Origin of the sequence: Cryobacterium luteum (assembly GCF_900110125.1) — a bacterium.
Classification (GTDB): Bacteria; Actinomycetota; Actinomycetes; order Actinomycetales; family Microbacteriaceae; genus Cryobacterium; species Cryobacterium luteum.
On the sequence record NZ_FOCN01000022.1, the window covers coordinates 1 to 23,224 of the forward strand.

18 protein-coding genes and 2 pseudogenes are annotated in these 23,224 nt (G+C 64.5%); 7 read left to right on the forward strand and 13 right to left on the reverse strand.

Features of this window, described 5'->3' with window-relative positions; all coding sequences use genetic code 11:
* Window positions 1-134: 134 nt before the first annotated feature.
* The 3 genes and pseudogenes from BMW72_RS15605 to galE form a co-directional block, all read right to left on the reverse strand.
* Window positions 135-1,525 (reverse strand): annotated as a pseudogene (locus tag BMW72_RS15605) (integrase core domain-containing protein).
* Window positions 1,526-1,738: 213 nt separating this feature from the next.
* Window positions 1,739-2,977, reverse strand: a pseudogene (gene istA, locus BMW72_RS15610) (IS21 family transposase); the annotation flags it as partial.
* A gap of 269 nt (window positions 2,978-3,246) precedes the next feature.
* Window positions 3,247-4,335 (reverse strand): UDP-glucose 4-epimerase GalE, encoded by a 1,089-nt coding sequence (gene galE, locus BMW72_RS15615; protein ID WP_338419469.1) that lies wholly within the window; start codon window positions 4,333-4,335, stop codon window positions 3,247-3,249.
* Window positions 4,336-4,397: 62 nt separating this feature from the next.
* On the opposite strand from galE, the gene BMW72_RS15620 reads away from it, so the two are divergent.
* The 3 genes from BMW72_RS15620 (at window position 4,398) to BMW72_RS15630 (ending at window position 7,989) form a co-directional block, all read left to right on the forward strand.
* A complete protein-coding gene (locus BMW72_RS15620) occupies window positions 4,398-6,242 on the forward strand; it encodes a DUF4012 domain-containing protein (RefSeq protein ID WP_167361071.1) in 1,845 nt (614 codons plus the stop codon).
* Window positions 6,243-6,314: 72 nt separating this feature from the next.
* On the forward strand, window positions 6,315-7,040 hold the full coding sequence (locus BMW72_RS15625; protein ID WP_092112203.1) for an HAD-IA family hydrolase: 726 nt from the start codon (window positions 6,315-6,317) through the stop codon (window positions 7,038-7,040).
* 238 nt (window positions 7,041-7,278) lie between these two features.
* Window positions 7,279-7,989 (forward strand): hypothetical protein, encoded by a 711-nt coding sequence (locus BMW72_RS15630; RefSeq protein ID WP_092112205.1) that lies wholly within the window; start codon window positions 7,279-7,281, stop codon window positions 7,987-7,989.
* A 225-nt stretch (window positions 7,990-8,214) separates the two neighbouring features.
* Here the strand turns inward: BMW72_RS15630 and BMW72_RS15635 are convergent, their stop codons facing one another.
* The 5 genes from BMW72_RS15635 to BMW72_RS15655 all read right to left on the reverse strand — a co-directional run bounded on the left by BMW72_RS15635 (window position 8,215) and on the right by BMW72_RS15655 (window position 12,586).
* The gene (locus tag BMW72_RS15635) at window positions 8,215-9,102 is read right to left on the reverse strand and encodes an acetamidase/formamidase family protein (RefSeq protein WP_092112207.1); all 888 of its coding nucleotides are present in this window, start codon (window positions 9,100-9,102) and stop codon (window positions 8,215-8,217) included.
* A 3-nt stretch (window positions 9,103-9,105) separates the two neighbouring features.
* Window positions 9,106-9,954: an amino acid ABC transporter ATP-binding protein gene (locus BMW72_RS15640; RefSeq protein ID WP_277871567.1), complete on the reverse strand. Its 849-nt coding sequence runs from the start codon at window positions 9,952-9,954 to the stop codon at window positions 9,106-9,108.
* Window positions 9,947-10,600, reverse strand: coding sequence for an amino acid ABC transporter permease (locus tag BMW72_RS15645; protein WP_092112209.1), 654 nt, complete (start codon window positions 10,598-10,600; stop codon window positions 9,947-9,949). Before BMW72_RS15645 ends, BMW72_RS15640 begins: the two co-directional genes overlap by 8 nt.
* A 91-nt stretch (window positions 10,601-10,691) precedes the next feature.
* The gene (locus tag BMW72_RS15650; protein ID WP_092112210.1) at window positions 10,692-11,501 is read right to left on the reverse strand and encodes an ABC transporter substrate-binding protein; all 810 of its coding nucleotides are present in this window, start codon (window positions 11,499-11,501) and stop codon (window positions 10,692-10,694) included.
* 317 nt (window positions 11,502-11,818) lie between these two features.
* On the reverse strand, window positions 11,819-12,586 hold the full coding sequence (locus tag BMW72_RS15655) for a response regulator transcription factor (RefSeq protein ID WP_092112212.1): 768 nt from the start codon (window positions 12,584-12,586) through the stop codon (window positions 11,819-11,821).
* 66 nt (window positions 12,587-12,652) lie between these two features.
* Between BMW72_RS15655 and BMW72_RS15660 the strand changes: the two genes are divergently transcribed.
* Window positions 12,653-13,594: an HNH endonuclease signature motif containing protein gene (locus tag BMW72_RS15660; protein ID WP_092112214.1), complete on the forward strand. Its 942-nt coding sequence runs from the start codon at window positions 12,653-12,655 to the stop codon at window positions 13,592-13,594.
* 85 nt (window positions 13,595-13,679) lie between these two features.
* Here the strand turns inward: BMW72_RS15660 and BMW72_RS15665 are convergent, their stop codons facing one another.
* The gene (locus tag BMW72_RS15665; RefSeq protein WP_092112216.1) at window positions 13,680-14,963 is read right to left on the reverse strand and encodes a sensor histidine kinase; all 1,284 of its coding nucleotides are present in this window, start codon (window positions 14,961-14,963) and stop codon (window positions 13,680-13,682) included.
* Between the two features lie 223 nt (window positions 14,964-15,186).
* On the opposite strand from BMW72_RS15665, the gene BMW72_RS15670 reads away from it, so the two are divergent.
* Both BMW72_RS15670 and BMW72_RS15675 read left to right on the forward strand, forming a co-directional pair.
* Window positions 15,187-16,644, forward strand: coding sequence for a beta-propeller fold lactonase family protein (locus BMW72_RS15670; protein WP_166787809.1), 1,458 nt, complete (start codon window positions 15,187-15,189; stop codon window positions 16,642-16,644).
* 31 nt (window positions 16,645-16,675) lie between these two features.
* Window positions 16,676-17,737, forward strand: a complete 1,062-nt coding sequence (locus BMW72_RS15675) for a hypothetical protein (protein ID WP_092112220.1) — start codon at window positions 16,676-16,678, stop codon at window positions 17,735-17,737.
* A 98-nt stretch (window positions 17,738-17,835) separates the two neighbouring features.
* On the opposite strand, the gene BMW72_RS15680 is transcribed toward BMW72_RS15675, so the two are convergent.
* Window positions 17,836-18,354: a hypothetical protein gene (locus tag BMW72_RS15680; protein ID WP_092112221.1), complete on the reverse strand. Its 519-nt coding sequence runs from the start codon at window positions 18,352-18,354 to the stop codon at window positions 17,836-17,838.
* 445 nt (window positions 18,355-18,799) lie between these two features.
* Between BMW72_RS15680 and BMW72_RS15685 the strand changes: the two genes are divergently transcribed.
* Window positions 18,800-20,251 carry an amidohydrolase gene (locus BMW72_RS15685; protein WP_092112223.1) on the forward strand — a complete coding sequence of 484 codons (1,452 nt, stop codon included), beginning with the start codon at window positions 18,800-18,802 and terminating at the stop codon, window positions 20,249-20,251.
* A 7-nt stretch (window positions 20,252-20,258) separates the two neighbouring features.
* Here BMW72_RS15685 and pstB read toward each other — a convergent pair whose 3' ends face one another.
* From pstB to pstC, 3 genes are read right to left on the reverse strand one after another with little or no spacing between them, the layout of a single operon-like run.
* Complete coding sequence (pstB, locus tag BMW72_RS15690) at window positions 20,259-21,038, reverse strand: phosphate ABC transporter ATP-binding protein PstB (protein WP_092112225.1); 780 nt, start codon at window positions 21,036-21,038, stop codon at window positions 20,259-20,261.
* A 35-nt stretch (window positions 21,039-21,073) separates the two neighbouring features.
* Window positions 21,074-22,162 (reverse strand): phosphate ABC transporter permease PstA, encoded by a 1,089-nt coding sequence (gene pstA / locus BMW72_RS15695; protein WP_092112227.1) that lies wholly within the window; start codon window positions 22,160-22,162, stop codon window positions 21,074-21,076.
* On the reverse strand, window positions 22,162-23,103 hold the full coding sequence (gene pstC, locus BMW72_RS15700; protein ID WP_092112229.1) for a phosphate ABC transporter permease subunit PstC: 942 nt from the start codon (window positions 23,101-23,103) through the stop codon (window positions 22,162-22,164). The genes pstA and pstC overlap by 1 nt, the downstream gene beginning before the upstream one ends.
* Window positions 23,104-23,224: the final 121 nt, after the last annotated feature.

Sequence of the window (23,224 nt, forward strand, 5' to 3'; positions counted from 1 at the left end):
GTCCGGCGACTTGGTGTGTAACCTCGTGACATCGTGGACAGTGGATCTCAGAACTTCGTGGACGCTGGGTCTCATGGCTTCGTGCACAGCTACCGCTCTGGCTCACCGAGCACTGCGGGGAGATCAGTCTGGCGCTAGGCGAACTGTGTCTGATATTCCGCGTTCTTGCGTTCCCAGGGTTTCGTCGGGTGGGTCACGCCAACGCCCTGGATGGAGTAAGAGGCAACGTATCGGCCTCGGACGTTCAGCGCGACCATCGGCAGCGGGAAAGAGAACACGATCTCAGCGGTGACGGGATCGGTTAGGAAGAACGCGTCGTCGGTGATCGTCCGGTAGAACGAGCGGTCAGCGTACGTCGTAGGCAGGGAGATCTGGTAACCCTGAAAGTAGACCTGCCGGTTCGCTTTGGTGACCTCCACGAGTGACTGATCCGCGGTTTGCGGCCGCGCGTCGTCGTCGGGCATGACCTGCCCGGTCTTGGAGATCGTCAACGGCGCCCGGTGAAGGTCTGACTGTCGTCGCGAGCGAGCCCGCCGGTACTCCGAGGCTTTCGCCTCCAGCACCGACAGCGGGATCGGCTCGGTCGCTGGCGTGTGCTCGAGCAAGTCCCACGCCGCCCGCGGCGTAGCTTGTTCGAGGGCTTGATGCGGTCGGCGGTTGTTGTAGTGCTCCGGAAACGCTGGATCCGGACACGGAGATGCTTGAGAGTGGCCGGCCGGTCGGCGTCGAGGAAACGGATCAACGTTTGGTGGGAGCGCTCGTTCTTGCCCTGTGTGGTGGGTTTGCCCGGCAGCCCGCTGATCGGCATGGTGCCTTTCGATGCCAGAAAGATCTCCACGGAGCCGATCGTGCCTGCGCGCAGCTGGTTGAACGCCAGCGAGTTATCCGATAACACTTCCCGGGGTGCCCCGCATGCGGCGATTGCCCGTTCGAGCACGTCCTTGGCATCAGCACTGTTCTCATGACGCGAATACGCGTCGGTGTCCACGTCGTATCGGCTTGCGTCGTCGAGCAGTTGATAGACAGTGACGGTCTGCCCGTTCGCCAGCCGGTACTCGAACGCGTCCAGTTGCCACAGCGACATCGCCGTCGCGCGCACGAACGGGATGTAGGACGACTTCGGTCGCTTCCTCGGTGACGCGTCCATCTGCCCGACGCTGGCCAGAATACGTGCGATCGTCGCCACCGACGGGACCTTCTGTCCGGGGAACCCGCTGTCCATGGCCGCTTCGTAGTAGATCGAGCGAGGAGCCTAATCCCAGCCATCAGTCTTGAGCTGTTTGCGGATCTTCACCACCTCATTCACGACGCCCTGCCCATAACGCCGGGCCGGGACGTTTGGGGCGCGGGAGCGTGGGTGCAGCGCAGCAGCAGCCTCGTGGACAGCTCGTCCGCGGATCTTATAGAACACGCTCCGAGAGATCTTCAGAGAGCGACAGAACGCGATAATCGACAGCGCGTGAGGCTGGGTCGGGTCGTAATTCATGATCGCGGCACGAGTCTGGGGTGAAAGAGAATTCGTCATTCCCTAACTATCATCGGCGCAAGTGTCTCCGATGCTGTGAGACACGGCGTCCACGATGTCATGAGATCGTGTGTCCACGATGCGGTGAGACAGGACACACGAAGCCATGAGACCCAGCGTCCACGAAGTTCTGAGATCCACTGTCCACGATGTCACGAGGTTACACACCAAGTGTCTGGACGTGCGCTACCATCAGGCGCTACTCGCCACCTCGATCCGGGTTCGGTCCCAGGCCTGGAAGCTGCGTCCCTCGGGCAAGTCCGCCTCGTTGGTCCGGTACTGGTTGCTGGTCGTTGCCGGCAGCAGGAAATGGCTGGCTAGACGCTCATCGCGCCGATAAACCTCCAGCATCGTCTCGGTGAGACGAAGGTCCACCAGCGCGCCGATGTGGCTGAAGGGGACGGAGTAGAAATTCTTGGCCCAGACCACGTGGGCGTCGGCGTTGACCTTGCGTTTATAGGACCACGTGCTGATCTCGAACGGCGTCGCCGGCAGCGCCTGCAACAGAGGCTTCTCCTCGGCGGTGAACACGCTGAGGCGGGACCCCACACGTTTCTGAAAGGGCTCCCGGTTGTAGGCATCCATCTGTTCCCGGATTCGCAGGCGCAACTGCGCCAGCGAGGTGAACGTCTCCTTCCTCAAACCGGCGATGACCCAGGTCGCGACATGGGCCACCGTGTTCTCAGTGCTACTTTTATCGCGCGGGTGCCGCACTCTGCCGGGGAGCACCGCGGCCGAATAATGCGCCGCCATCTCCCGATAAGCATCGTTGAGAACGACTTCGCCCTCCTTGGGGTGGGAGATCACTCCGGTCTTCAGGTTGTCCGGAACCAGGCGTGGGACGCTACCACCGAAGAAGGCGAACATTGCCGTGTGGGCGCGCAGCCACGCCTCCTGCCGCATATCCAGGCACGCTTCCACGAACGCGTAGCGGCTGAACGGCAGGCAGGCGACAAACAAATACACCTTCGACATCTCACCCGACGTTGGATCCAGCAGTTGCATCGTGGGCCCGGACCAATCGACCTCGATACTGCGGCCGGCTTTGTGGCCGACCCGCGACGTCGCACCCGAGACAGCGGCATGCTCGGCATAGAACGGGCAGAACCGGTCGTAACTCATCGTCGCCTGCGCCATCGCTGCCGCGGCGACATACTCCTGGTGCAACAGCTTCAACGTCACTCCCACCCGCGCGAGCTCGGCATGGACCCGGCCCCAGTCCGGCTGCGCGAAGACCGACTCGTGGACGCCGCGGCCGGGGAACAACGTCAAATACACCGTGGCCTCCGACAACTCGGCGACGTCGTCCCAGCCGAGCCCGAGCCGCTCTGCTGCATCGAGCACAGCTCGAATGCTGTGCCGAGACATCCCCTGGGCGGACTCGATCGCTCGTCGCGACAAGCCCTGATTACGCAGCTGCAGGATCTGCTTCGCTTTGATCTTCCGTACCATTGCCGGTACTCCTTCCAACATGTGGCGCTCACATGGTGGGAGGAGCTTTTCAGGTGGGGCTCAACCACGCCGGTCGTGGGGCTGAACGATGCAAGTCACGCATCTGAATAGTGGGGCTCAACCGCACCACAGGCGGTGCCCATCGAAGCCAATATTCACAATGGTTCTCGACTGAACCAGTTCTGGTCCTCGGCGGGCAATACGCGGGTCCCGACATGGTGCGCGAATGGGAGGGACGTTTCCTTCCACGCCATTGTCGTGTTTCGCTTTCAGCGCTGAGCAAAGCCTGTCGGATTTGCTGCTTGCCAGGCCCAGGCATCTCGACAGGCCACGTCAAGTGATCTTGAAGCCACCCAGTTAAGTCTCCTAGCGGCTTTGGTTACATCAGCATACGAGGATGCAATATCTCCGGCCCGGGCGGGAACGATTTCATACGGTATCTCCCGACCAGATACTCGCGTGAAGGCGGCAATGATTTCGAGTACGCTCGCTCCTCGCCCGGTGCCCAGATTGTAAGTTTCGATCCCGGGTTCTAGGTGTTCGAGGGCTGCCGCATGACCCTCCGCGAGATCCATCACGTGAATGTAGTCGCGCACACCAGTGCCGTCCGGAGTCGGATAAGCGTTGCCGAACACCGCCACGCTCTTTCGGATGCCAATAGCGACTTGGCTAACGAAGGGGAGGAGATTATTCGGCACCTGTCGCGGATCTTCGCCAATACGACCGCTTATGTGGGCACCAATTGGATTGAAGTACCGCAAAACGACTATTTGCAACGACGGATCAGCTTGAGACGCGTCAGCGAGAATTTGTTCGATCATCGCTTTAGTCCGCCCATACGGATTAGATAAGTTTAGACCCGAAGGGCTGTCCTCTTTCGAAGGCAAGGTATCTGGATCGCCATACACCGTTGCTGAGGAGCTAAAAACAAATTTCTTAACGCCAAACTCGGCCATCGTCTCCAGTAGAACGAGGGTAGACCCTAGGTTCGCTTGATAGTACGCAAGTGGATTACTGACAGACTCACCGACAGCCTTCAAACCGGCGAAATGCACGACTGCGTCGATTTGTCCGGCTAGAAAAGGCTCCTTCGCTGCTGAAGGACTGGTGAGATCCCCAACGTGCAGCTCAACGTCACGTCCGGTAATTTCCTGCACTCGTCGCAGCGATTCTTGACTGCTATTCGACAAATTGTCAATGACAACAACGTCATGGCCGCGCATAAGCAGTTCTACGCAGGTGTGAGAGCCGATGTATCCTGCGCCGCCTGTTAAAAGTATGCGCATGATTCTAAAACCGTCCCCAAGTTTGTGTTGTATTTTTGGCGCAGTGATCGCAGCAATGGTCGTTTCTTCCAAGACCGAAGTCGACCTTCTGAATGGTACCGCTTCATATCGAGCAACCGTCAGAGTCTGATGTAATGACTCTGCGTAAGTACTGGTTGAATTGCTGGATGGGCAAGTATCGCAGCGCGGAAAAGGGCCGAAAGTTCAAACGAAAGAGCATTAACCGGTCTTGGGTTGGTGTATCGGCTAGCGTCATCGTGATCATTGGTGGGGCCACTGTCTGGGTCGGCGTCCAAGCGCTCATGGCCAAGTCGGAGTTGGAACAGGCTGTGCCGCTCGCGTTCGCTGTTCAGCAGGCCGTGACCTCGGGGGAGGTTTCATCTGCGCCGAGGGTTGCAAAGAAGCTTGGGGAACACTCCCGTTCCGCTGCGAATCACGTGGGCGATCCGCTGTGGCGTGCGTTTGAAGTGGTTCCGTTTTTAGGGCCAAACCTCGCGGCTGTTCGCCAGCTAGCCCAAGTAGTTGATGAGATCAGCAGAAATGCCGTGATGCCGTTGGTGTCGCTTACCGAGAATCTCGACCTTGCCGGGTTCAGCCCTGTCGGCGGGGCTCTCGATCTTGACCCGCTAGTGCAAGCTCAGCCTGGCACAGCTGACATCAACGCGACCCTGGCGCAGGCATCCGTCGATGTGGCCGCGATCGATACGTCCCACGTTCTGAAGCAGGTGCGCGCCGCCACGGAACAGCTGGCGGCGGCCGTTGATTCGACGGCGGACAGTGTGAGCGGGGTGAATCGTGCGGTTCAGCTGCTGCCCGCCATGTTGGGGGCAGACGAAAAGCGCAGCTATCTCTTACTGTTTCAGAACAATGCGGAGGTGCGGGCGACCGGAGGGTTGCCCGGCGCTTTCGCAGAGGTCGCGACGGAGAATGGTCAGATTCAAATCACGCGGCAGGCGTCAGCCGCGGGAATGGTCTTCGATCAACCGGTTCTTGACCTACAACTTGAAACCCGAGGCATCTACACCGACCTCGTCAGCACCTTCATGGGTGACGTCACGCTCACTCCACAGTTTCCCATCACCGGAGCGCTCACGCGCGAGATGTGGAAGCGCACCTATGGCACGGAGGTTGACGGGGTTATCTCGCTCGACCCGGTGGCGTTGAGCTACCTGTTGCGTGCCACAGGGCCGATCACGCTAGCGACCGGCGAGGTCCTCACAAGCGGCAACGCCGTGCAGCTATTGCTCAGCGATGTCTACGCGAACTACGACGATCCGGCCGATCAAGACGCAGTCTTTTCTTCCGCGGCCGCTGCAGTCTTTGCTGCCCTGGCGGGCGGCAACGCTGACCCGGCGGCGCTCATCTCTGCACTCGCGCAGGCCGGCGACGAGCGTCGCATTCTCATCTGGAGTGCGCATGAAGAAGACCAGAAACTGCTGGAAGGCACGACGCTCACCGGCGATTTACCGGTGAGTGACGGATCCGCTGAGAAGATTGGGGTCTATTTCAATGACGCCACCGGTGCGAAGATGAACACCCATCTTGATACGCGCATTGACCTGGGCGAAGTGACCTGTCGCAATGATGAACGGCCGTACTACGCTGTGGATGTGACCCTGACGAACACGGCGCCGCTCGACGCGGCGACGTCACTGCCAGAGTCGGTGACCGGGCCGGGCACCTACGGGGTAGTACAGGGCAATATCAAGACACTGATTTTGGTTTATGGGCCGCCGGATTCGCAGAATCTCGGTGTTTCCCGCGCAGGAGAGGCCGTTCCGTACCATCCGGCGAGGCATGAGGGGTATCCCGTGAGCCAACTCGGGGTGGAACTGGCGCCGGGGGAGTCCTCGACCACTCGGTTCTATTTCCTTGGCGCTGATGCAGAGCACGGGGTGCTTGAGGCCGTTCACACGCCGGTGCTGAATCTGCTGGAGGGGCAGGAGATAGAGGTGGGGTGTGATGAGGTGGGGCAGTAAGCCAGATCAACCAGGCTCGGTCGCTGGTATCTGCGTAGGACGGACCAGCGGCCTGTCGACATTTGCGAGAACGTGAACCTCACCGACTTTGACGGCCTCAGCTTTGACGTGTACGGCACGCTCATTGACTGGGAGGCGGGCATCGCCGCGGTCCTGGGGCCGTGGGCGCGGCGCTTCGACGCGAGTTGGACCGACGAGCAGGTGCTTGTGGCCTACTCGGTGCACGAAGCCGCGGTCGAAGCAGAGAAGCCGGGTTTGCTCTACCCGTTGGTGCTGGCCGAGGCGTTTCGGTGCACCGGCGTTGCGCTGGGGTTTGTTGTCGGTGACGAGGAGGCGACAGCACTCGGCTCCTCGGTCGCGGAGTGGCCGGCGTTCGCCGACTCGGTCGACGCGCTGGCCCGGCTGAAGAAGCACTACCGGCTCATCGTGCTCTCCAACGTCGACGACGAATCGTTTGCGGCGAGTGACGGGCGGTTGGGGCATCCGTTTGATCTGGTGTTCACCGCCGAGACGGTTGGCTCGTACAAGCCGAACCCGCGTAACTTCGCGGTGCTGCTCGAGCGCGTCGGGGTGGTCGGCGTGGGCGAGGGGCGGCTGCTGCACGTGGCCCAGTCGCTGTTTCACGACCATGTGCCCGCGCGGGTGGCGGGGCTGAGCTCGGTGTGGATCAACCGGCGCCACGACGTGCCCGGGTGGGGAGCCACGCCCGAGACCACGGGTGAGGTCTCTCCCGCATGGGAGTTCACTTCGATGGCAGCCTTCGCCGACGCGGTTGATGCGGCGTGGGGGAGTCGCTGAGCTGTGGCGGCGTGCACAACGCGGCCCGTCGCATCCGCTCTCGTGGCTACTCAGTGGGGGCAGCGGTCTAGAGATAGGGTTCTTTTTCTACTCAACAGAACGGCGATCTGATGAATCGTTTTTCGCGCAAGTTGGCAGTGACGGTGCCGCAGAGAGCCGCGGATGAACCGACCGTGCTGGATGACGAGCTGACGAAGGCGACCGCGAAGCCGACCGAGGGCGACCTGCCCGTCTCGCCGTGCTGGCGGCGATCGGCATTCAGGGTGACGTGCTGGGCCGGCTCATTCGCAACCAATCCCAGCTGTTTCCGTGGGCGATTGTGGTTGTGCTGCTGGGCGGGGCGCTGCCGTTCATCGGCGCTGTCTGGAAACGCACCCTATTGACCCGCATCGGAGCGGCACTGGGTGCGCTGCTGCTGCTGCTGATCGGTGTCTCCTGGATGGTCTGGATCGGGGCGGAGAGCCTGGCGCTGCGGGACCAGCCGGTCGTCAATCTCACCGCCACGATTGCCGCCGACGGAAGTGTGCAGGTCTCGGCCGACGCCTCCAGAACGTCATTGAAGGCGAACGAGAAGATGCTGCTCGACGTGAAGACCGTCGACGCGGGCGCGGGCGGCACGACGCTGGACTGGTGCCGCGATTCACTGGTCAGCAAACACGTTGAGGGTGCTGCGGGGCGCTCCGTCTATTGGGAAGAGACGGGGCCGTCGGCAACGGGGGCGGCGAAAGACTCTATCGAGCTGGTTCTCGACCGCGGCAACGCCCGGTACCTGTGCGCGCGTGCCGCGCTGTACCTGAGCCAGGCGCCCCTGGAAAACACTGGATCGATGACCGCAGAGCAGAAGGCGGCCGCCGATGCCCGGTACCAGAAGGCGCAGGATCGGCTGTCTCGCGAAGCCTGCGACGCCGTGGTGATCATCGACTTGTCTCTGCTGCACCGGGCGGGGTAGGCGGAGGTGGTGCAGCACATGCGCCCCCAACTTGTTCCTGGGGCCGGTTGGTTGGGGAGGCCGCACACATTCGTTGGTCGAGCCGCACTCGCATGGGCCGGCGGGCCGGCCATGCCGCATCCGCTTTCGTGAGAACCCCGCATCCCCTTGGCGTACCGCCCGCGCACCGCGCCGCCCGCGAACGGACGAGCTGCCTGCGGGGCGCGGCCACCCTCATCCGCTCTGTTAGAGCAAAGCCGGGGCCAGGGCGGCGTCAGCGCCGCCGGTGAGCGACAGGGCCAGGCTGCGGCGGGAGTTGACGACCTGGCACACCCGCACCTCGAGCAGCAACCCCACGGCGAGGTAGGCATCGTTGTGGGGCATGCCGAAGTGCGCGGCGAGCAGCCGCGTGCACTCGGCGACCCCGCGGGCCAACGCCTCGTCGAAATCATCGCCGTCTACGACAATCCAGGTCTTCTCCTCGCGCCGGATGGTGGCAAAGGTGGGCGCCCAGTCGGTGCGGGTGCGCACGCAGAGCTCGAGTCGTGCCGCCACCTCAATGCCGGTGCCGCAGACCTCGGCGTCGCCCATGGCCGCGTGCACGTCGCCCACAAACAGGCCGCCGCCGTCGACCTGGGCGGTGATCCAGACCGTCGAGCCCACCGCGCACAGCACGGAGTCGAGGTTGCCGCCGTAGCCGCCGAGGTGTCGCGGTTCGGTTTCGACGCGGGGGAGCAGGCCGAGGGTGCCAATGTGCAGCCGGGGCGTGACGGCAATGGGTGCGCCGGTGCCCCACTCGATGAGCGGATGCCGCGCCGCCAACCGTCGCACGTGCGACTCGGGCGGTGCGCCCACGCCGAGCCCCGGCCGGGTCCAGGTGTGGCCCCACTCGGCCGGGTCGATGGCGCGAATCTCCACCCCGACGGCATCGCCCGCCTTCACCCCGGCGATCTTGATGGGGCCGTTCACCGCAAACACCCGGCTCGGGTCGAGGTCGGCGTGCCTGACGCCCTCACCGATCTGGTTGCCCGACGCGTCCTGGGTGAGACACGCGAACACCTCGCCGGGTTCAACGGTGAACGAAGGCGCCAGCCCGGGGGAGAGTCGGTAGATCTGCTCGTCGAACTCCCGCACGGCTCAGCTCTCGGAAGCCTGCGGCGACGTTTGCGACCGGCTGAGCAGGGCCCGGGTCTTGTCGTGCTGGGGGTTGGTGAAGATGGTCTCCGGCGGGCCTTCCTCCACGATCAGTCCCTGGTCCATGACCACGATGCGGGTGGCGATCTCGCGGGCGAACTGCATCTCGTGCGTGACGATCACCATGGTGGTGCCCGCCTGGGCGATGCGCTTGATGACGGCGAGAACCTCACCGACCAACTCGGGGTCGAGCGCCGAGGTGGGCTCGTCGAAGAGCATGACAGCCGGCTCCATGGCCAGCGCGCGGGCGATGGCCACGCGCTGCTTCTGGCCGCCCGAGAGCTTGCTCGGGTAGTTGTCGAGCTTGTCGCCGAGGCCCACCATCTCGAGGTGGTGCACGGCCTTGATGCGGGCGTCAGCGGCCGAGAGGTTCTTGATGTCGCGCAGCGGGGCCATGACGTTGCCCAGCGCGGTCTTGTTCAGAAACAGGTTGAAGTGTTGAAACACCATCCCCACGTCGGTGCGCTTCTTCGCCGTAACGGATGCCCGCTCCGCGACGAGCGCGCCGTTCTGCTCCCGATAGCCGATCATGTGGCCGTGCACATAGATGCGGCCGGCGTCGATGGTCTCGAGCTTGTTGATGCAGCGCAGCAGGGTGCTCTTGCCCGAGCCGCTGGAGCCGAGAATGACCACCGTCTCGCTCTGGGCCACCTCGAGGTTGACACCCTTGAGCACCTCAACCCGCTTCACCTCGTGGGTTTTGCCGCGAAACCGGTCCCACAAGGACTGCTTGGCCTCGGACACAAAGGTCTTGTGTACATCCTTGACATTGATGATGGTGTTATCAGCCACGAGACCGCGCCTTTCGTTCGAGAAGTACAACAATTCGAGAGAGCGGAAGGCTGAGCATCAGGTAAAGGATGGCTGCTGCCGTGTAAATTTCCGTGGTCTGAAAAGTCTGGCTGTTCAAAATGTTCGCGGTCTTCAAAATCTCGGTGACGGCAATGACCGAGGTGAGCGCCGTGTCTTTGACCATGGCAATGAAGTAGTTACCGATCGGTCCGAGCGAGACGACGAACGATTGCGGAATCACCACCTTCCAGAGCGCCTTGGTGGGGGTGTAGCCCAGAGAGAGTGCCGCTTCGGTCTGCCCGGATTCGACGGAGAGAATGGCCGAACGAAAGACCTCAGACAGGTAGGCGGCGTAGTTGAGCCCGAGGCCCAGAATGCCGGCCGGAATCGGGTCGATGGCAATACCGATGCTGGGCAGCACGAAGAAGATGTAGACCAGCTGCACCAGCAGCGGGGTGCCGCGAATGACCTCCACGTAGAAAACCGCGATGGCCCGCAGCACCTTGAACTGGGAGATGCGGGCGAGGGCAACGAGCAGACCGAGCACGAGGGCCAGAATCATGGCGCCGGCAGCGAGTTGAAGCACGATCGGCACGGCGCCGATCAGCGAAGGGAACACTGCAAGGGTGTCAGTGATGAAATCCATGGTGGAGCGCCTAACTTAGGGGGGATAAACATGCGCACACGGCCGTTCCCCACCGCGAGGTGGGGAACGGCCGGTGCGAGCCGTGCGTTAGCTACTCCGTGACGTTGTCTTCGCCGAGTCCGTACTTCTGCAGAATCTCCAGGTACTGGGGGGTCTGCTTGAGGTCGGCGAGGCCCGAGTTGAGGTCGTCGAGCAGCTCGGTGTCTTCCATGCGCACGCCGGCGCCAATCTGGCCGGGAAAGTACGGCGTGTACGGGGTGACCAGTTCGATCTTCGGGTTGGGCTTCTGCACGAGGCTGTAGGCCAGCACGGCGCTGTCGGTGAAGGCGGCGTCAATCTGGCCGTTTTCCACGGCGGCGATCAGCGCAGCCTGCGAGTCGAAGAACTGGGTCTCGCTGCCTTCCAGGGTTCCGATGAGGTCGGTGAAGACCGTTCCGGTCTGGGCGCCGAGCACCTTGCCCTTTACGTCGTCGCGGTTCTTCACGGTGGAGCCGGCCGGTACGAGCAGGCCTTCGCCCTGCATGTACCAGGTGTCGGTGAAGTTGATTTCTTTCTTGCGCGCGTCGGTGATGTACATGGCGTCGACGATCACGTCGGCCTTCTTAGCCATCAGCGCCGGAATGAGGGTGTTGAAGTCGGTGACGAAGACCTCGACGTTCCAGCCCTTCGCCTCGGCGATGGCAAGAATCATTTCTCCATCGATGCCCGAGAGCTCGCCCGTGGCGGCATCGGTGAACGAGAAGGGGGCGTCATTCGACGTGGCGATCGTGATGGTCTTTTTCGCGTCGGCGTTAGAGCCGGTGGAGGCATCGGCGCTGCAGCCCGACAGAGCCAGGGCGCCAACGAGCGCCAGCGGCACCAGAACCTTGAGACGTTTGGCGAATCGGGATGACGTGTTCATGTTTCTCCATCTAGTGCTGGGTGTGAATGCCGGTGTTCGGCATGCACTGGGCAGAAATTTGTCTAGTCGAAATCTAAGTTATGCCGCTTCATCGCACAACTCAGGATAGAGCGATCTTATCCATAGGTTAGGGCTATATTGAGCCCAGGCGGTGCGAAGCCCAGTGAAAAATTGGGGCCAATCCTGCGTATCGTCGGCCCCTTTCTGCCGTCAATCCTGAGGCAGGTCGTCCACCCCACTGCGGACGGGGCCTGGGCCCCGTCCCCGGGCCCAGGTTATAAACTGGGCCCATGGACGGGGCCCGGGCCCCGACCGGGTTAGGCGGTCGTCGACGCCAGTCGGTAGCCCACGCCGCGCACCGTTTCGATGCGCTCGGCGGGCCCGATCTTGCGGCGCAGGTTGGCCACGTGCACCTCGAGGGAGCGCTTGTCGGCCTCCGTCACCAGCGCGGTGGCGTACCTTTCGCCGCGCAGCTCGAGAATCAGTTCGCTCTTGCTGTGCACCCGGTCAACGGGCTGCAGCAGGCGGGCGAGCAGATCGAATTCACTGCGCGTCAGCAGAACGGATGCCCCCGCCACCTCCACCACGCGCCGCGCCGAATCGAGGCGCACGCCGTCGTGGTGCAGCCATCCGCTGGAGTCGTTCGGCGCCGAGTTCGGCTGGAGCCCGGGCGCGGCCTGGAGCCCGGGCGCGGCCGCCAGGGGCTCAACCTCGTTCGGCGCTCGCCGCAGCACCGCGTCGATGCGGGCGCGCAGCTCGCCGGTGCGAAACGGTTTGGCCACGAAGTCGTCGGCGCCGGCGCTGAGGCCGCGCACGACGTCGACCTCGTCGAAGCGCGCCGAGATCATGATGATGCTGCGCGTGCTGAGCAGGCGAATGCGTTTGAGGGTTTCGAAGCCGTCCATGCCGGGCATGTTCACGTCGAGGGTCGTCAGGGTCGGAGCGTGGAGGCGCACGAGTTCGACGCCCTCGGCGCCGGTGCCGGCGAGCAACACCTCGAAACCGGCCTCGATGAGGATGGCTGCGATCACCTCGCGCACATCCGCATCGTCTTCGATGACCACCGCGATGCGGTCAGTATTCACGGTGCCCCCCGATTTCACTACCGGTAACTCTATCGACCCGGCCGCGCTCGCCGGACGCGCCCTCGCGTGCGTCCGCTGGAATGGCAGGCCCGGCTCGATCCCGACGGCATCGCCCCCAACGAGGAGGAGGCGGAGACGAAGAGCACGCTGACGTTCGGGCTGCTGCGCAACGGGCTCTACCCGCTCCGGGCCAACGTCACCCCCGAACTTCGCGGCATCATGGACACCCTCTTCGACAGCCATCTGTCGGCGAGGTCGCGCACACCACGGTTTGAACCCACCGACCCGGCCGAACCGGCCGACGGAACCGCCACCGCCCTGGAGGGACTTGACAGCGACGGCCTGAGTGCTGACGGTGAGCGTTTTAGTGCCGACCCCTTCGCCGGCGACACCCGCTACGACGGCGACGACCGCACCGCCGGCGAGAAACGGGCCGACGTTCTCCTCTCGGTGTTCGAAGCGGCCGCCCGCGACCCGAAGACTTCGACCATGGGCGGCGCGGCCCCCACCGTGATGATCCATGTGAACGCCACTGACCTCGACAACGAACGCGGGGTCGGCTGGATCGACGGCATCGAAGCGCCCATCTCGATGCGCCGAGTCAAGGAAACCATCTGCACCGGCGGCTCCCAAAAGGTCATCTTCGGCGATAACGGTGCCGTGCTCTACCTCGGCGACAAAGTACGCTGCTTCACCCCCAAACAACGAGCCGCCATCGCCGCCCGCGACGGAGGGTGCATCATCCCCGGCTGCACCATCCCCGCCCGCTGGACCGAAGTGCACCACGTCATCCCCGCCGGCAAGGGTGGGCCGACCAACGTTGACAACGGATGCCTCCTCTGTTGGTTCCACCACCACACCATCGACACCAACGGCTGGCAGATTCGCATGATCAACGGCCGGCCGCAGGTGCGTGGCCCACTGCTCTGGGACCCGACCCAAACCTGGCGCCCCGCTCAAAGCCACCGCGCCAACGCCCCGGCCGCCGATCCGCCCTGGCGCACCTGAGATCATGCAAGCGCTCCATCTGCCGCCGGTTGCTGTTCAGGATTGCCCGTCTGTGCTGACGATGCGCATTCCCGCGGTGCAACGGCTAGCCGAGCGTGGCGCTGTTCATCCCAGACAACAGTGCGGGCACCGGAACCTGCACGAGCGGCAGGGTCAGTTCAAACCGGCTGCCGGCCGACGACGATTCGACCAGGCGCAGGTCGCCGCCGTGCCGCCGGGCGATGTCGCGGCTGATGCCGAGGCCGAGCCCCGAGCCTTGCTGCGCCAACCGCCGTGCCGATGCGGTGCGATAGTAGGGCTCGAACACGAGCGTGCGTTCGTGCGGAGCCATCCCGCATCCGCTGTCGGTGACGGCGAAGGTCACCGTGTCGAGCGTGCGGGTCTCGCTCACCACCACCGTGCCGCCGACCCGGTTGTATTTAATGGCATTGGTCAGCAGATTGTCGAGCACCTGCCGAATGCGGTTGGGGTCGACCTCGGCGAGCAACGTGTCGGAGGCGATCACGTCAATCGTCACGCCGCGCGCGTCGGCCGCAGCCCGGCTCGCCGCCAGGCAATTCTCGATCAGTGCGCGCAGGTCACTCGTCGCAAAGGTGAGCCCGAGCAGGGCCGTGCCGGTGCTGCGCGCGTGCAGCAGATCGGCGAGGATTGTCTCCATCTGCTCGGCGTTGCGCACGATCACCCCGGCCCGCCGCGCAATCGTCTGCTCATCATGAGTGCCCAGCACGAGCTCGGCGTTGCCCAGAATAGAGGTGAGCGGGGTGCGCAGCTCGTGGGTGACGGCCTCGATCAAGTCGTCGCGGGCCCGCACGGCCTGCTCGGTGAGCACAGTCTGAGCGGCCAGCTGCACCTTCTTACGACGGATGCGCGCCCCCGATACCCCCGCAGCCCCCGCCAGAATAAGCAGCGTCAGCGGGTAGGCCACGATGCGGGTGAAGTTGTCGGGATCGACGCCGCCGCTGTATTGGGAAACAAGGCCCGTGGGACTCGTGACGAGAATGAGGGCAATGGCGGCCAACACACCGCGCAGTCCGTGGGAGTAGGCGATCCAGATCATCGGCAGAATCAGCAGCAGGGCCCCGCCCGACAGCGTGGCGCCCTCCGCGTGTGCGGTCACCCTGATTCCGATCATGTCGGCGAACGGCAGCAGCACCGAAAACCGCTGCAGGGTGGGGTGGTTGCGCCAGATTGCGGTGACCAGGGTGACCAGGGCAATAAGGCCGGCGCCGGCGGCGTAGAGACGCGGGTTGAGGGCATCCGGTTGGCTGAGCAATACCGCGGTACCCACGATGATCAGGGCGCCGAACACCACGCCCTGAAATTCCCAGAGCGAGCGACCACTGTGGTGACCTGGTCGAGGGAAGAGCATGGCCCCAGCCTATGGTTCTGAGCGGCCAAACTTGGCTAAATACCCCGATCAGGGGTCAAGAAAACTTGGGACAATGCTGTGCCTTGTCGGGCGGAATCTGCTGACAATCCTGAGCCTGCTTCGGAATGCTGGGGTATGCACTCCTAACGCACCACCTGCCGCTGATCATCTTCGATGCTGCGCCGCGCAAAAAATTGTTCGACCTCCAATGAAAGCAGAACCCATGAAGAAGCGCATTCTGGTCACCACGGCCGCGGCGACCCTGGCGGCATCCGTCTTGATTGTGCCGGCCGCCTGGGCGGCACCCGGGGTGGTGACCGCGGGCACGGCCATCTCGGTGGGTTCAGCGCCCATCGATGTGGCGTTCAGTCCCGACGGCACCCACGCCTACGTGACGAACTACGATTCCAACACCATTTCGTTCATCAACGCCGGCAATGACGAAGTGTATGACTCCCTCGAACTGCCCGGATCACCGCGATCGATCGCGATCAGCCCCGATGGCGGCACCGCCTACGTCACGATGCCGGCTGCTGAGGGGGTAGCGATCATCGCCCTGGACACCGGGGCGGTGGGCACGCTGAAGGTCTTTGGCAACCCCACGTCGGTGGCGTTCAGTCCCCTGGGAAACGTTGCCTATGTGACCAACGAGTTCGACTCCACCGTCGCTGTGATCGACGTGGCCGAAGGCCGAGTCGTCGACACCATCCCTGTGGGCCTGGAACCACGTGACGTGGCGTTCAGCCCCGACGGAGCCGTGGCCTACGTAGCAAACTACGGGGCGGCCACCGTGTCGGTCATCGATACCCAGGGCGCAGCGGTGAGCAAAACCATCGACCTGGAAAGCAGCCGCACGAGCGCTGTCGCCTTCGCCCCGAACGGTGAGACGGCCTACGTCTCGCATGAAATGGGTGGCGTATCGATCATCGACGTCGCCACGGCCACCTACTCCGGCGCTGGCTTCGCGGCGGGCGGGAGCCCCTCAGCGGTTGCGGTGAGCCCCGACGGCAACAGCGTCTACGTGACCAATCGCAGCGACAACACGGTGTCGGTGTTCGACGTCGCCAGCAACTCGGTCACCGAGACCGTCGGCGTCGGCTTCGAGCCGCTCGCAGTCGCCTTCAGCCCCACCGGCACCGTTGCGTACGTCGTGAACATCTCCGACTACACGGTGACGCCGCTCACGCGAACATTCTCGTCGAACGCCACGGCGTCGGTGTCATCGGCTGTGACGCCGGGAATCTTCACGACCTGGCTATCAGACGTGAATTTTGAGGCTGTCCCGTTCTCGCACGCCGAGCAGACGACCACTTCGGGGGCCCTGCTGGTCGTCGATGACCAGACCGGGCTGCTGGCCGGCTGGAACGTGACGCTGCAGTCATCCGCTTTGGTGTGGACGAGCCCGAGTGCATCCGTAAACGCTGCCCGTGATATCCCGGCGGGAAACCTCACGGTGGCTCCGGCGAACGAGGTTTCGAACGTCGCGGGGGAGCCCTTCAGCGGTGCGTCGCTGGGCGGTAGCGCGGCCCTCGATTCGGCTGTGAGTGTGCTGTCGGCTCCGGCCGGCGCGGGAAGCGGCTCATATGAGCTCGCGCTGGCCTTCAGCCTCGCCATTCCGGCGAACGCTCCCACCGGTAGCTACGCGGGAACCCTGACCACGACGTTTGCCGCGGCGCCGTAGCCGTCTCGCCCCCTCCACACGAAAGCCTTCCATGCGCACTTTCATTCGCCCGCTATACCGCGGCCTCATCACCGCCGTCGCCGTCGCGACCCTCGTCGCGGCCGGGCCGGTGCTCGGGGCGTGCGCCGCGGTATCCGTTGTGCCCATGATTCTGCAAGCGGATGCCCCACCGCTCGGCCTGGTCGCGCTCGAGCAGCACGGCTCGTTTTTCGAAGCCACAATTGCGGCGGGCTCTGCACAGACATTCGACGTCGACCGAATCAACCCGAACGATTCGGTCGTCGACGCGCGCACCTATGTGGGGGTCGTGTCGACGATCGTCAACGGGGGATTCGGCGCCGCCGACTCCACGGCCGTCGCCAGCGGGGCGTCGACCTGGGTGGACTACCCCGCCGAGACGCTCACGCTGCAGCCGCAGCAGCACAACGCCGGCACGTTCACGGTGGCGGTTCCGGCCAACACAGCGCCGGGACAGTATGTGAGCAGCATTGTGCTCGAAAATGCGGTCGCTGACGCCGGCACGGGGCAGCTGGCGCTCGCTCGCATCACCCGGCAGGCCGTGGCCATCTCGATTCGCGTGCCGGGCGCCTTGCAGCCGGCGTTCTCGCTCGGGCGGGCGTCGCTGGGCGAGACCGCCGGCTTGTCCGTGGTTTCGGTGAACACGTCGAACGACGGCAACCAGCATCTTGCGCCCGAGGGCACGATGACGGTGTCGTCTCACGGGGAGGTCATCAGCACGCACCCGATCACGATGGGCTCCTTGTACGCTGGCATGTCCACACAGGTCGCCGTCACGCTCGGCAGTCAACTGGCACCGGGCGACTACACGATGTCGCTCACGCTGACGGACCCGCTGACCGGGGTCGCGGCATCCGTTCTTGATGTGCCGTTGTCTGTTGCCGTGCCCGACCTGTTCGAGCAGGGCACGCAGCTGTTTGCGCCAATCACGGGGCTGGTGCCGCCGGTGTTCACGCCGCTGCTGATTGGGCTGATCGTGGCCGGAGTGCTCGGCCTGCTCGCGGTCGGCACCCTGGGCGTGCGCCGCCTGGTGCTGCGGCACCGGGCCCGCGTCGTGGTGCAGCCCGTCAGCTGAACCGCGCTCGCGGCACCCGTTAGCGCTGGCGGCACCCCTACGTAGGAGTGCCCGCTTCTGCAACGAGTGCCGCGAGGGTGCCGGGGCCGGACGAACGGCTAGGCCGTGACGCGCCGGCGCTTCACCACGCTCGCGGTGGCCAGGGCGAGCCCGAGCAGCAGGGCGGCGGCTCCGCCCCAGATCAGCGCGGACGGTGCCGCGTACCCCGCCGAGGCGAGGCGAGCGGTGCTCGAGTCGGCGCCGATCAGGGTGATGGCGGCCGAGCCGGCGCGAGCGGTCTGGGCGCCCGTGACGGTGGCGGTCTGCGAGCCGACGGCCGTGGCGGGCAATACCACTGTGAAGCTCACCGCGCCCGCGTCATTCACGGTTGCGGTCGGTGCCTTCACGGCGCCCATGCTCAACTTGGGGGCGCCGGAGAGGGTGATTTTGGCGCTCGAGTCGTCGGGAAAGGAGCCTGGTTCGGCCGTGACCGTCACGGTTCCGCCGGGGGTGGGTTCTCCCGTTACCGTCACGGTCACCCCGCCGCCGGGAACGTACACGACAGCGGATGCCGCGGCCGGCACCGCAAAAATGGCGAGAGCGGCGAGGGCGGTGATGGCGATGAACTTCTTGGGCATTTGCGAATTCCTGTCAGCATGGTCGATCGTGCTGGTGCCGCGTTTCGGCACCAAGGGCCATACCGTAGCGAGCCTCACCGTAGATATCTACGCTTAATTGACAAATTGTCACCTTCTCGTAATCCCTGTTAGGCTTCCGGGCCGCGGCTCGACCCCGCTGCGCTGGAGTTGCGCCGCCCGCGCAGCGGCGCAGGTCCCGCGCGGGGTGAAAATGTTGGTCGTGGAGGCCGACGAACGCCGCCGCCCGCCCGCGCACCTGCCTGGGCACCTCCGCCGCCGTCCCGGGCCCACCTTATGGACACGGGCCCAGTTTCTAAACTGGGCCCGTGGACGGGGCCCAGGCCCCGTCCAGAGTGCAACCCGCCTGGAGCCGCCTGCTGGCCCCGAGCAGCCCCGCACCCACCCGCCTGTAGGGTGGCAAGAACCCTCGACCGAAAGCCGCGCCATGCCCGACCTCGTTCTGCGCTCTGTCCTGCAGCCCGGCGACACCACGCCCTCCGACGTGCACATCGCCAAGGGGGTCATCACCCAGATCGTGCCGCACAACACCCAAACGGATGCCCCCACCCTCGACGGCCGCACCATCATCCCCGGCCTCTGGGACGAGCACGTGCACATGACCCAGTGGGCACTCGCCGGCGCGCGCTTCGACCTTTCCGCTGCCGCCTCGGCGCGCGAGGCCCTCGAGACCGTGCGCGCCCAGATCCCCAGGAACACATCAACGATCGTCGGTGTGCGGTTCCGCGATGCCATCTGGGCCGACCAGCCCACGTTGCGCGGTCTCGATGAGGTGACGCAGGGGCATCCGACCGCCTTGATCAGCCACGACCTGCACTGCGTCTGGCTGAACAGCGCGGCGGCGGAGCGCTTCAACGTGCACGTCGACGCGTCCGGACTGCTGCGCGAACAGGCCGCGTTCGACCTCACGATCGCGCTCGGCCAGCTGCCCGACGCCGAGGTCGACTCGCTCGCCGCCCAAGCAGCAACCCGCGCGGCCGCCCGCGGCGTGGTCGGCGTCGTCGACTTCGAGATGACCTGGAACCCAGGCGTCTGGCAGCGCCGCATCGCCGCCGGATTCGACACGCTGCGAGTCGACGCCGGCATCTACCTCGCCGATCTCGACCGCGCACTAGCCGAGCGGATGCACACCGGCCAGCCGATCGCAGACACCCATGGCCTGCTCACCGTGGGGCCGCTCAAGCTGCTCATCGACGGATCCCTGAACACCCGCACGGCATTCTGCGTCGAGGAATACCCCGTCGGCGGGCACGGCGTGCTCGCCGTCACCGAAAATGAGCTCACCGAGATTCTGCTGCAAGCGCAGGGCACCGGGCTGCTGCCCGCCGTGCACGCCATCGGCGACGCCGCCAACACGGTTGCCCTGAACGCCTTCGAGCGCGCCGGCGTCACCGGCCGCATCGAACACGCCCAGTTTCTGCAGTCCGCCGATTTCGCCCGCTTCGCCCGCCTCGGCGTCATCGCGAGCGTGCAACCGGAACATGCCCTCGACGACCGCGACACGGTCGAACTCAACTGGCCAGCCGGCGCCGACCGTGTCTTCGCCCTGCGCTCCCTGCTCGACGCGGACGCCACCCTCGCCTTCGGATCCGACGCCCCCGTCGCCCCCCTCGACCCGTTCACCGCCATGAGCGCCGCGACCTCCCGCGCCCGCAGCGACGCCCGCGCCCCCTGGCGCCCCGAGCAGATTATCTCCCGCAGTCAGGCTCTCGCCGCCTCAGCTCGGGGGCGCACCCGCCTGCACGTCGGCGATGTGGCCGACATCGCCATCCTCGACGGCGATCCGCTCACGGTCTCCGACGCCCTCTTCGAGCGGATGCCGGTGGCCGCCACCCTGCTAGCCGGTCGCCCCACCCACGGCGCGGCCCTTCTGGCCTAGGAAAGACCTACCCGAACCGCCCCGACACGTAGTCTTCGGTGGCCTGCACGCTCGGGTTCGAGAAGATCGTGGTGGTGTCGTCGTACTCGATGAGCTTGCCCGGCTTGCCGGTGCCCGCGATGTTGAAGAATGCGGTGCGATCCGACACGCGCGAGGCCTGCTGCATGTTGTGCGTCACGATCACGATCGTGTACTCGCTCTTCATCTCCTCGATGAGGTCCTCAATGGCCAGCGTCGAGATCGGGTCGAGCGCCGAGCACGGCTCGTCCATCAGAATCACGTCGGGCTCGACCGCAATCGCGCGGGCGATGCACAGGCGCTGCTGCTGTCCACCCGAGAGCCCCGATCCGGGACGCGCCAGGCGATCCTTGACCTCGTTCCACAGGTTTGCACCGCGGAGGGCTTTTTCGGTGAGGTCGTCGGCATCCGTTTTGCTCATGCGACGGTTGTTGAGCTTCAGGCCGGCCAGCACGTTGTCCTGAATCGACATCGTCGGAAACGGGTTGGGCCGCTGAAAGACCATGCCCACCTGGCGGCGCACGAGCACCGGGTCGACGCCCGGACCGTACAGGTTGTTGCCATCGATGAGCACTTCACCCTCAACGCGCGCGCCGGGGATGACCTCATGCATGCGGTTGAGCGTGCGAATGAAGGTGGACTTTCCGCATCCACTGGGCCCGATGAACGCGGTCACCGTGCGCGGCTCAATGACGATCGAGACGCCTTCGACGGCCAGAAAATTGCTGTAATACACGTTGAGGTCGTTAACTTCGATGCGCTTGGACATAAGTCCCTTTCTACGATCTTTCTAAAGCGGGAGTGTTAGCGGCCCAGCTTGGGCGAGAACCAGTGGGCGATCAGACGAGCGAGTCCGTTGAGCACCATGACGATCACGATCAGGGTGAGCGCTCCGGCCCAGGCCCGATCGATGAACGCCTGCGAATCCGCGCCCTGGTTGGCGTACTGCGTGTACACGAACACCGGCAGCGTCATCATGCGCTCTCCGAACAGGTCGTAATTCATGCTCGACGTGAAGCCGGCGATGATCAGCAGCGGCGCGGTCTCGCCGATCACGCGGGCGATCGACAGCATCACACCGGTGACGATTCCGGCAATGGATGTCGGCAGCACCACCTTAAGGATGGTCAGCCACTTCGGCACCCCCAGGGCAAACGCCGCCTCGCGCAGTTCGTTCGGCACCAGTTTGAGCATCTCTTCGCTCGAGCGCACCACCACCGGAATCATCAGCACTGACAGCGCGATCGATCCACCGAATCCAAAGCGGATGCCCGGGTCGTCAAACAGCAGCGCGAACAGCGCGAAGGCGAACAGTCCCGCAACGATCGAGGGGATTCCGGTCATCACGTCGACAAAGAAGGTGATGGCGCGGGCCAGCCGGCCGCGACCGTATTCTACGAGGTAGATCGACGCGAGCAGCCCGATCGGCACCGAGATGAGCGTGGCCATGCCGGTTACCATGAGCGTGCCGATAATAGCGTGCAGCACGCCGCCGCCCGCGCCCACCACGTTGCGCTGCGAAGAGGTGAAGAACGTCGGCGTCAGAAACGCGGGCAGCCCGTTGACCACTGTGGTGTAGACGATCGACACGAGCGGCAGCAGCGCAATGACGAACGCGGCGGTCACGAGCGCCGTCATCAGCCGGTCCTTGGCCTTGCGTGAGCCCTCCACCAGACGGGACAACACGTAGATGGCGACGCAGTACAGCACCGTGCCGAAGACGACCGTGCCGACGATGTTGAACCCGTCGACGTTGCCCGACAGAAAGAGCATCGCGAAGAAGGCGGCTGACACGGCCCAGCTGGCCAGCAGAATCCACAGCGACGAACGTCGGGGCAGTTTGCCGGCGGTGAGCGAATTGGTGAGCGGCGTGGCGTCCAGAACGGATGTCATCAGTTGGCTCCCGAAAATGCCTTACGGCTGTTGATGATGGCGCGGGCCAGCATGTTCACGATGAGGGTGACCACGAAGAGCATGAGACCGGTCGCGAGCAGAATGTTGACGCCGACGCCGTTAGCCTCGGGAAAGTTCAGCGCGATGTTCGAGGCGATCGTATTGGAGTTCTGGGAGGTGAGCAGTTGAAAGATGACCTCGCGACTGGGGGAGAGCACCATGGCCACGGCCATCGTCTCGCCGAGGGCGCGGCCGAGGCCCAGCATCGATGCCGAGATGATGCCGGGCAGCCCGAACGGCAGCACGGCCATGCGGATCATCTCCCAGCGGGTGGCGCCGAGGGCCAGGGCAGCTTCCTCGTGCAGCAGCGGTGTCTGCAGAAAGATCTCACGGCAGATGGCGGTGATGATCGGCAAAATCATGACGGCGAGCACGATGGCCACCGTGAAGATGGTGCGCCCCGTGCCCGAAACCGGGCCGGCGAAGGGAGCGAACCAGCCGAACCAGTCCACGAGGTTGGTGTAGAAGGGCTGCACGAGCGGAGCCAGCACGCCGATGCCCCAGAGGCCGAACACGACCGACGGAACGGCGGCAAGCAGGTCGATGAGGTACCCAAGGCCCTGCGCGAGCCGGCGCGGGGCGAAGTGCGAGATGAACAGGGCGATGCCGATGGCGACCGGCACGGCCATGATCAACGCCAGGATAGCCGCGTAGATGGTACCGAAGATGAGCGGGCCGACATAGGACCAGAAGTTCGTCGTGTCTCCGCTGAATTCGGCCGGGTCGGCGACGAACGCCGGAAGGCTTTCCACCAGCAGAAAGATCGCGACGGCGGCGAGAACGGCCAGAATCAGGCTGCCGGCAATGAGGGTGGCCGAGGAGAAGATGCGGTCGCCCGGGCGTTGCCTGGCCTTGATGGTCGTGGCGGCAACTGTGGTCATGCCGGTCTCCTAAATAGCGTCAAACTGAAGCGTTGAACTCGTGAAAATGTGCGAAAACGGGGTGTGTGGCGGCTGGACGCAAATGGCCGTAGACCCCAGTCTGCCCGATCCGCCCCCGCAG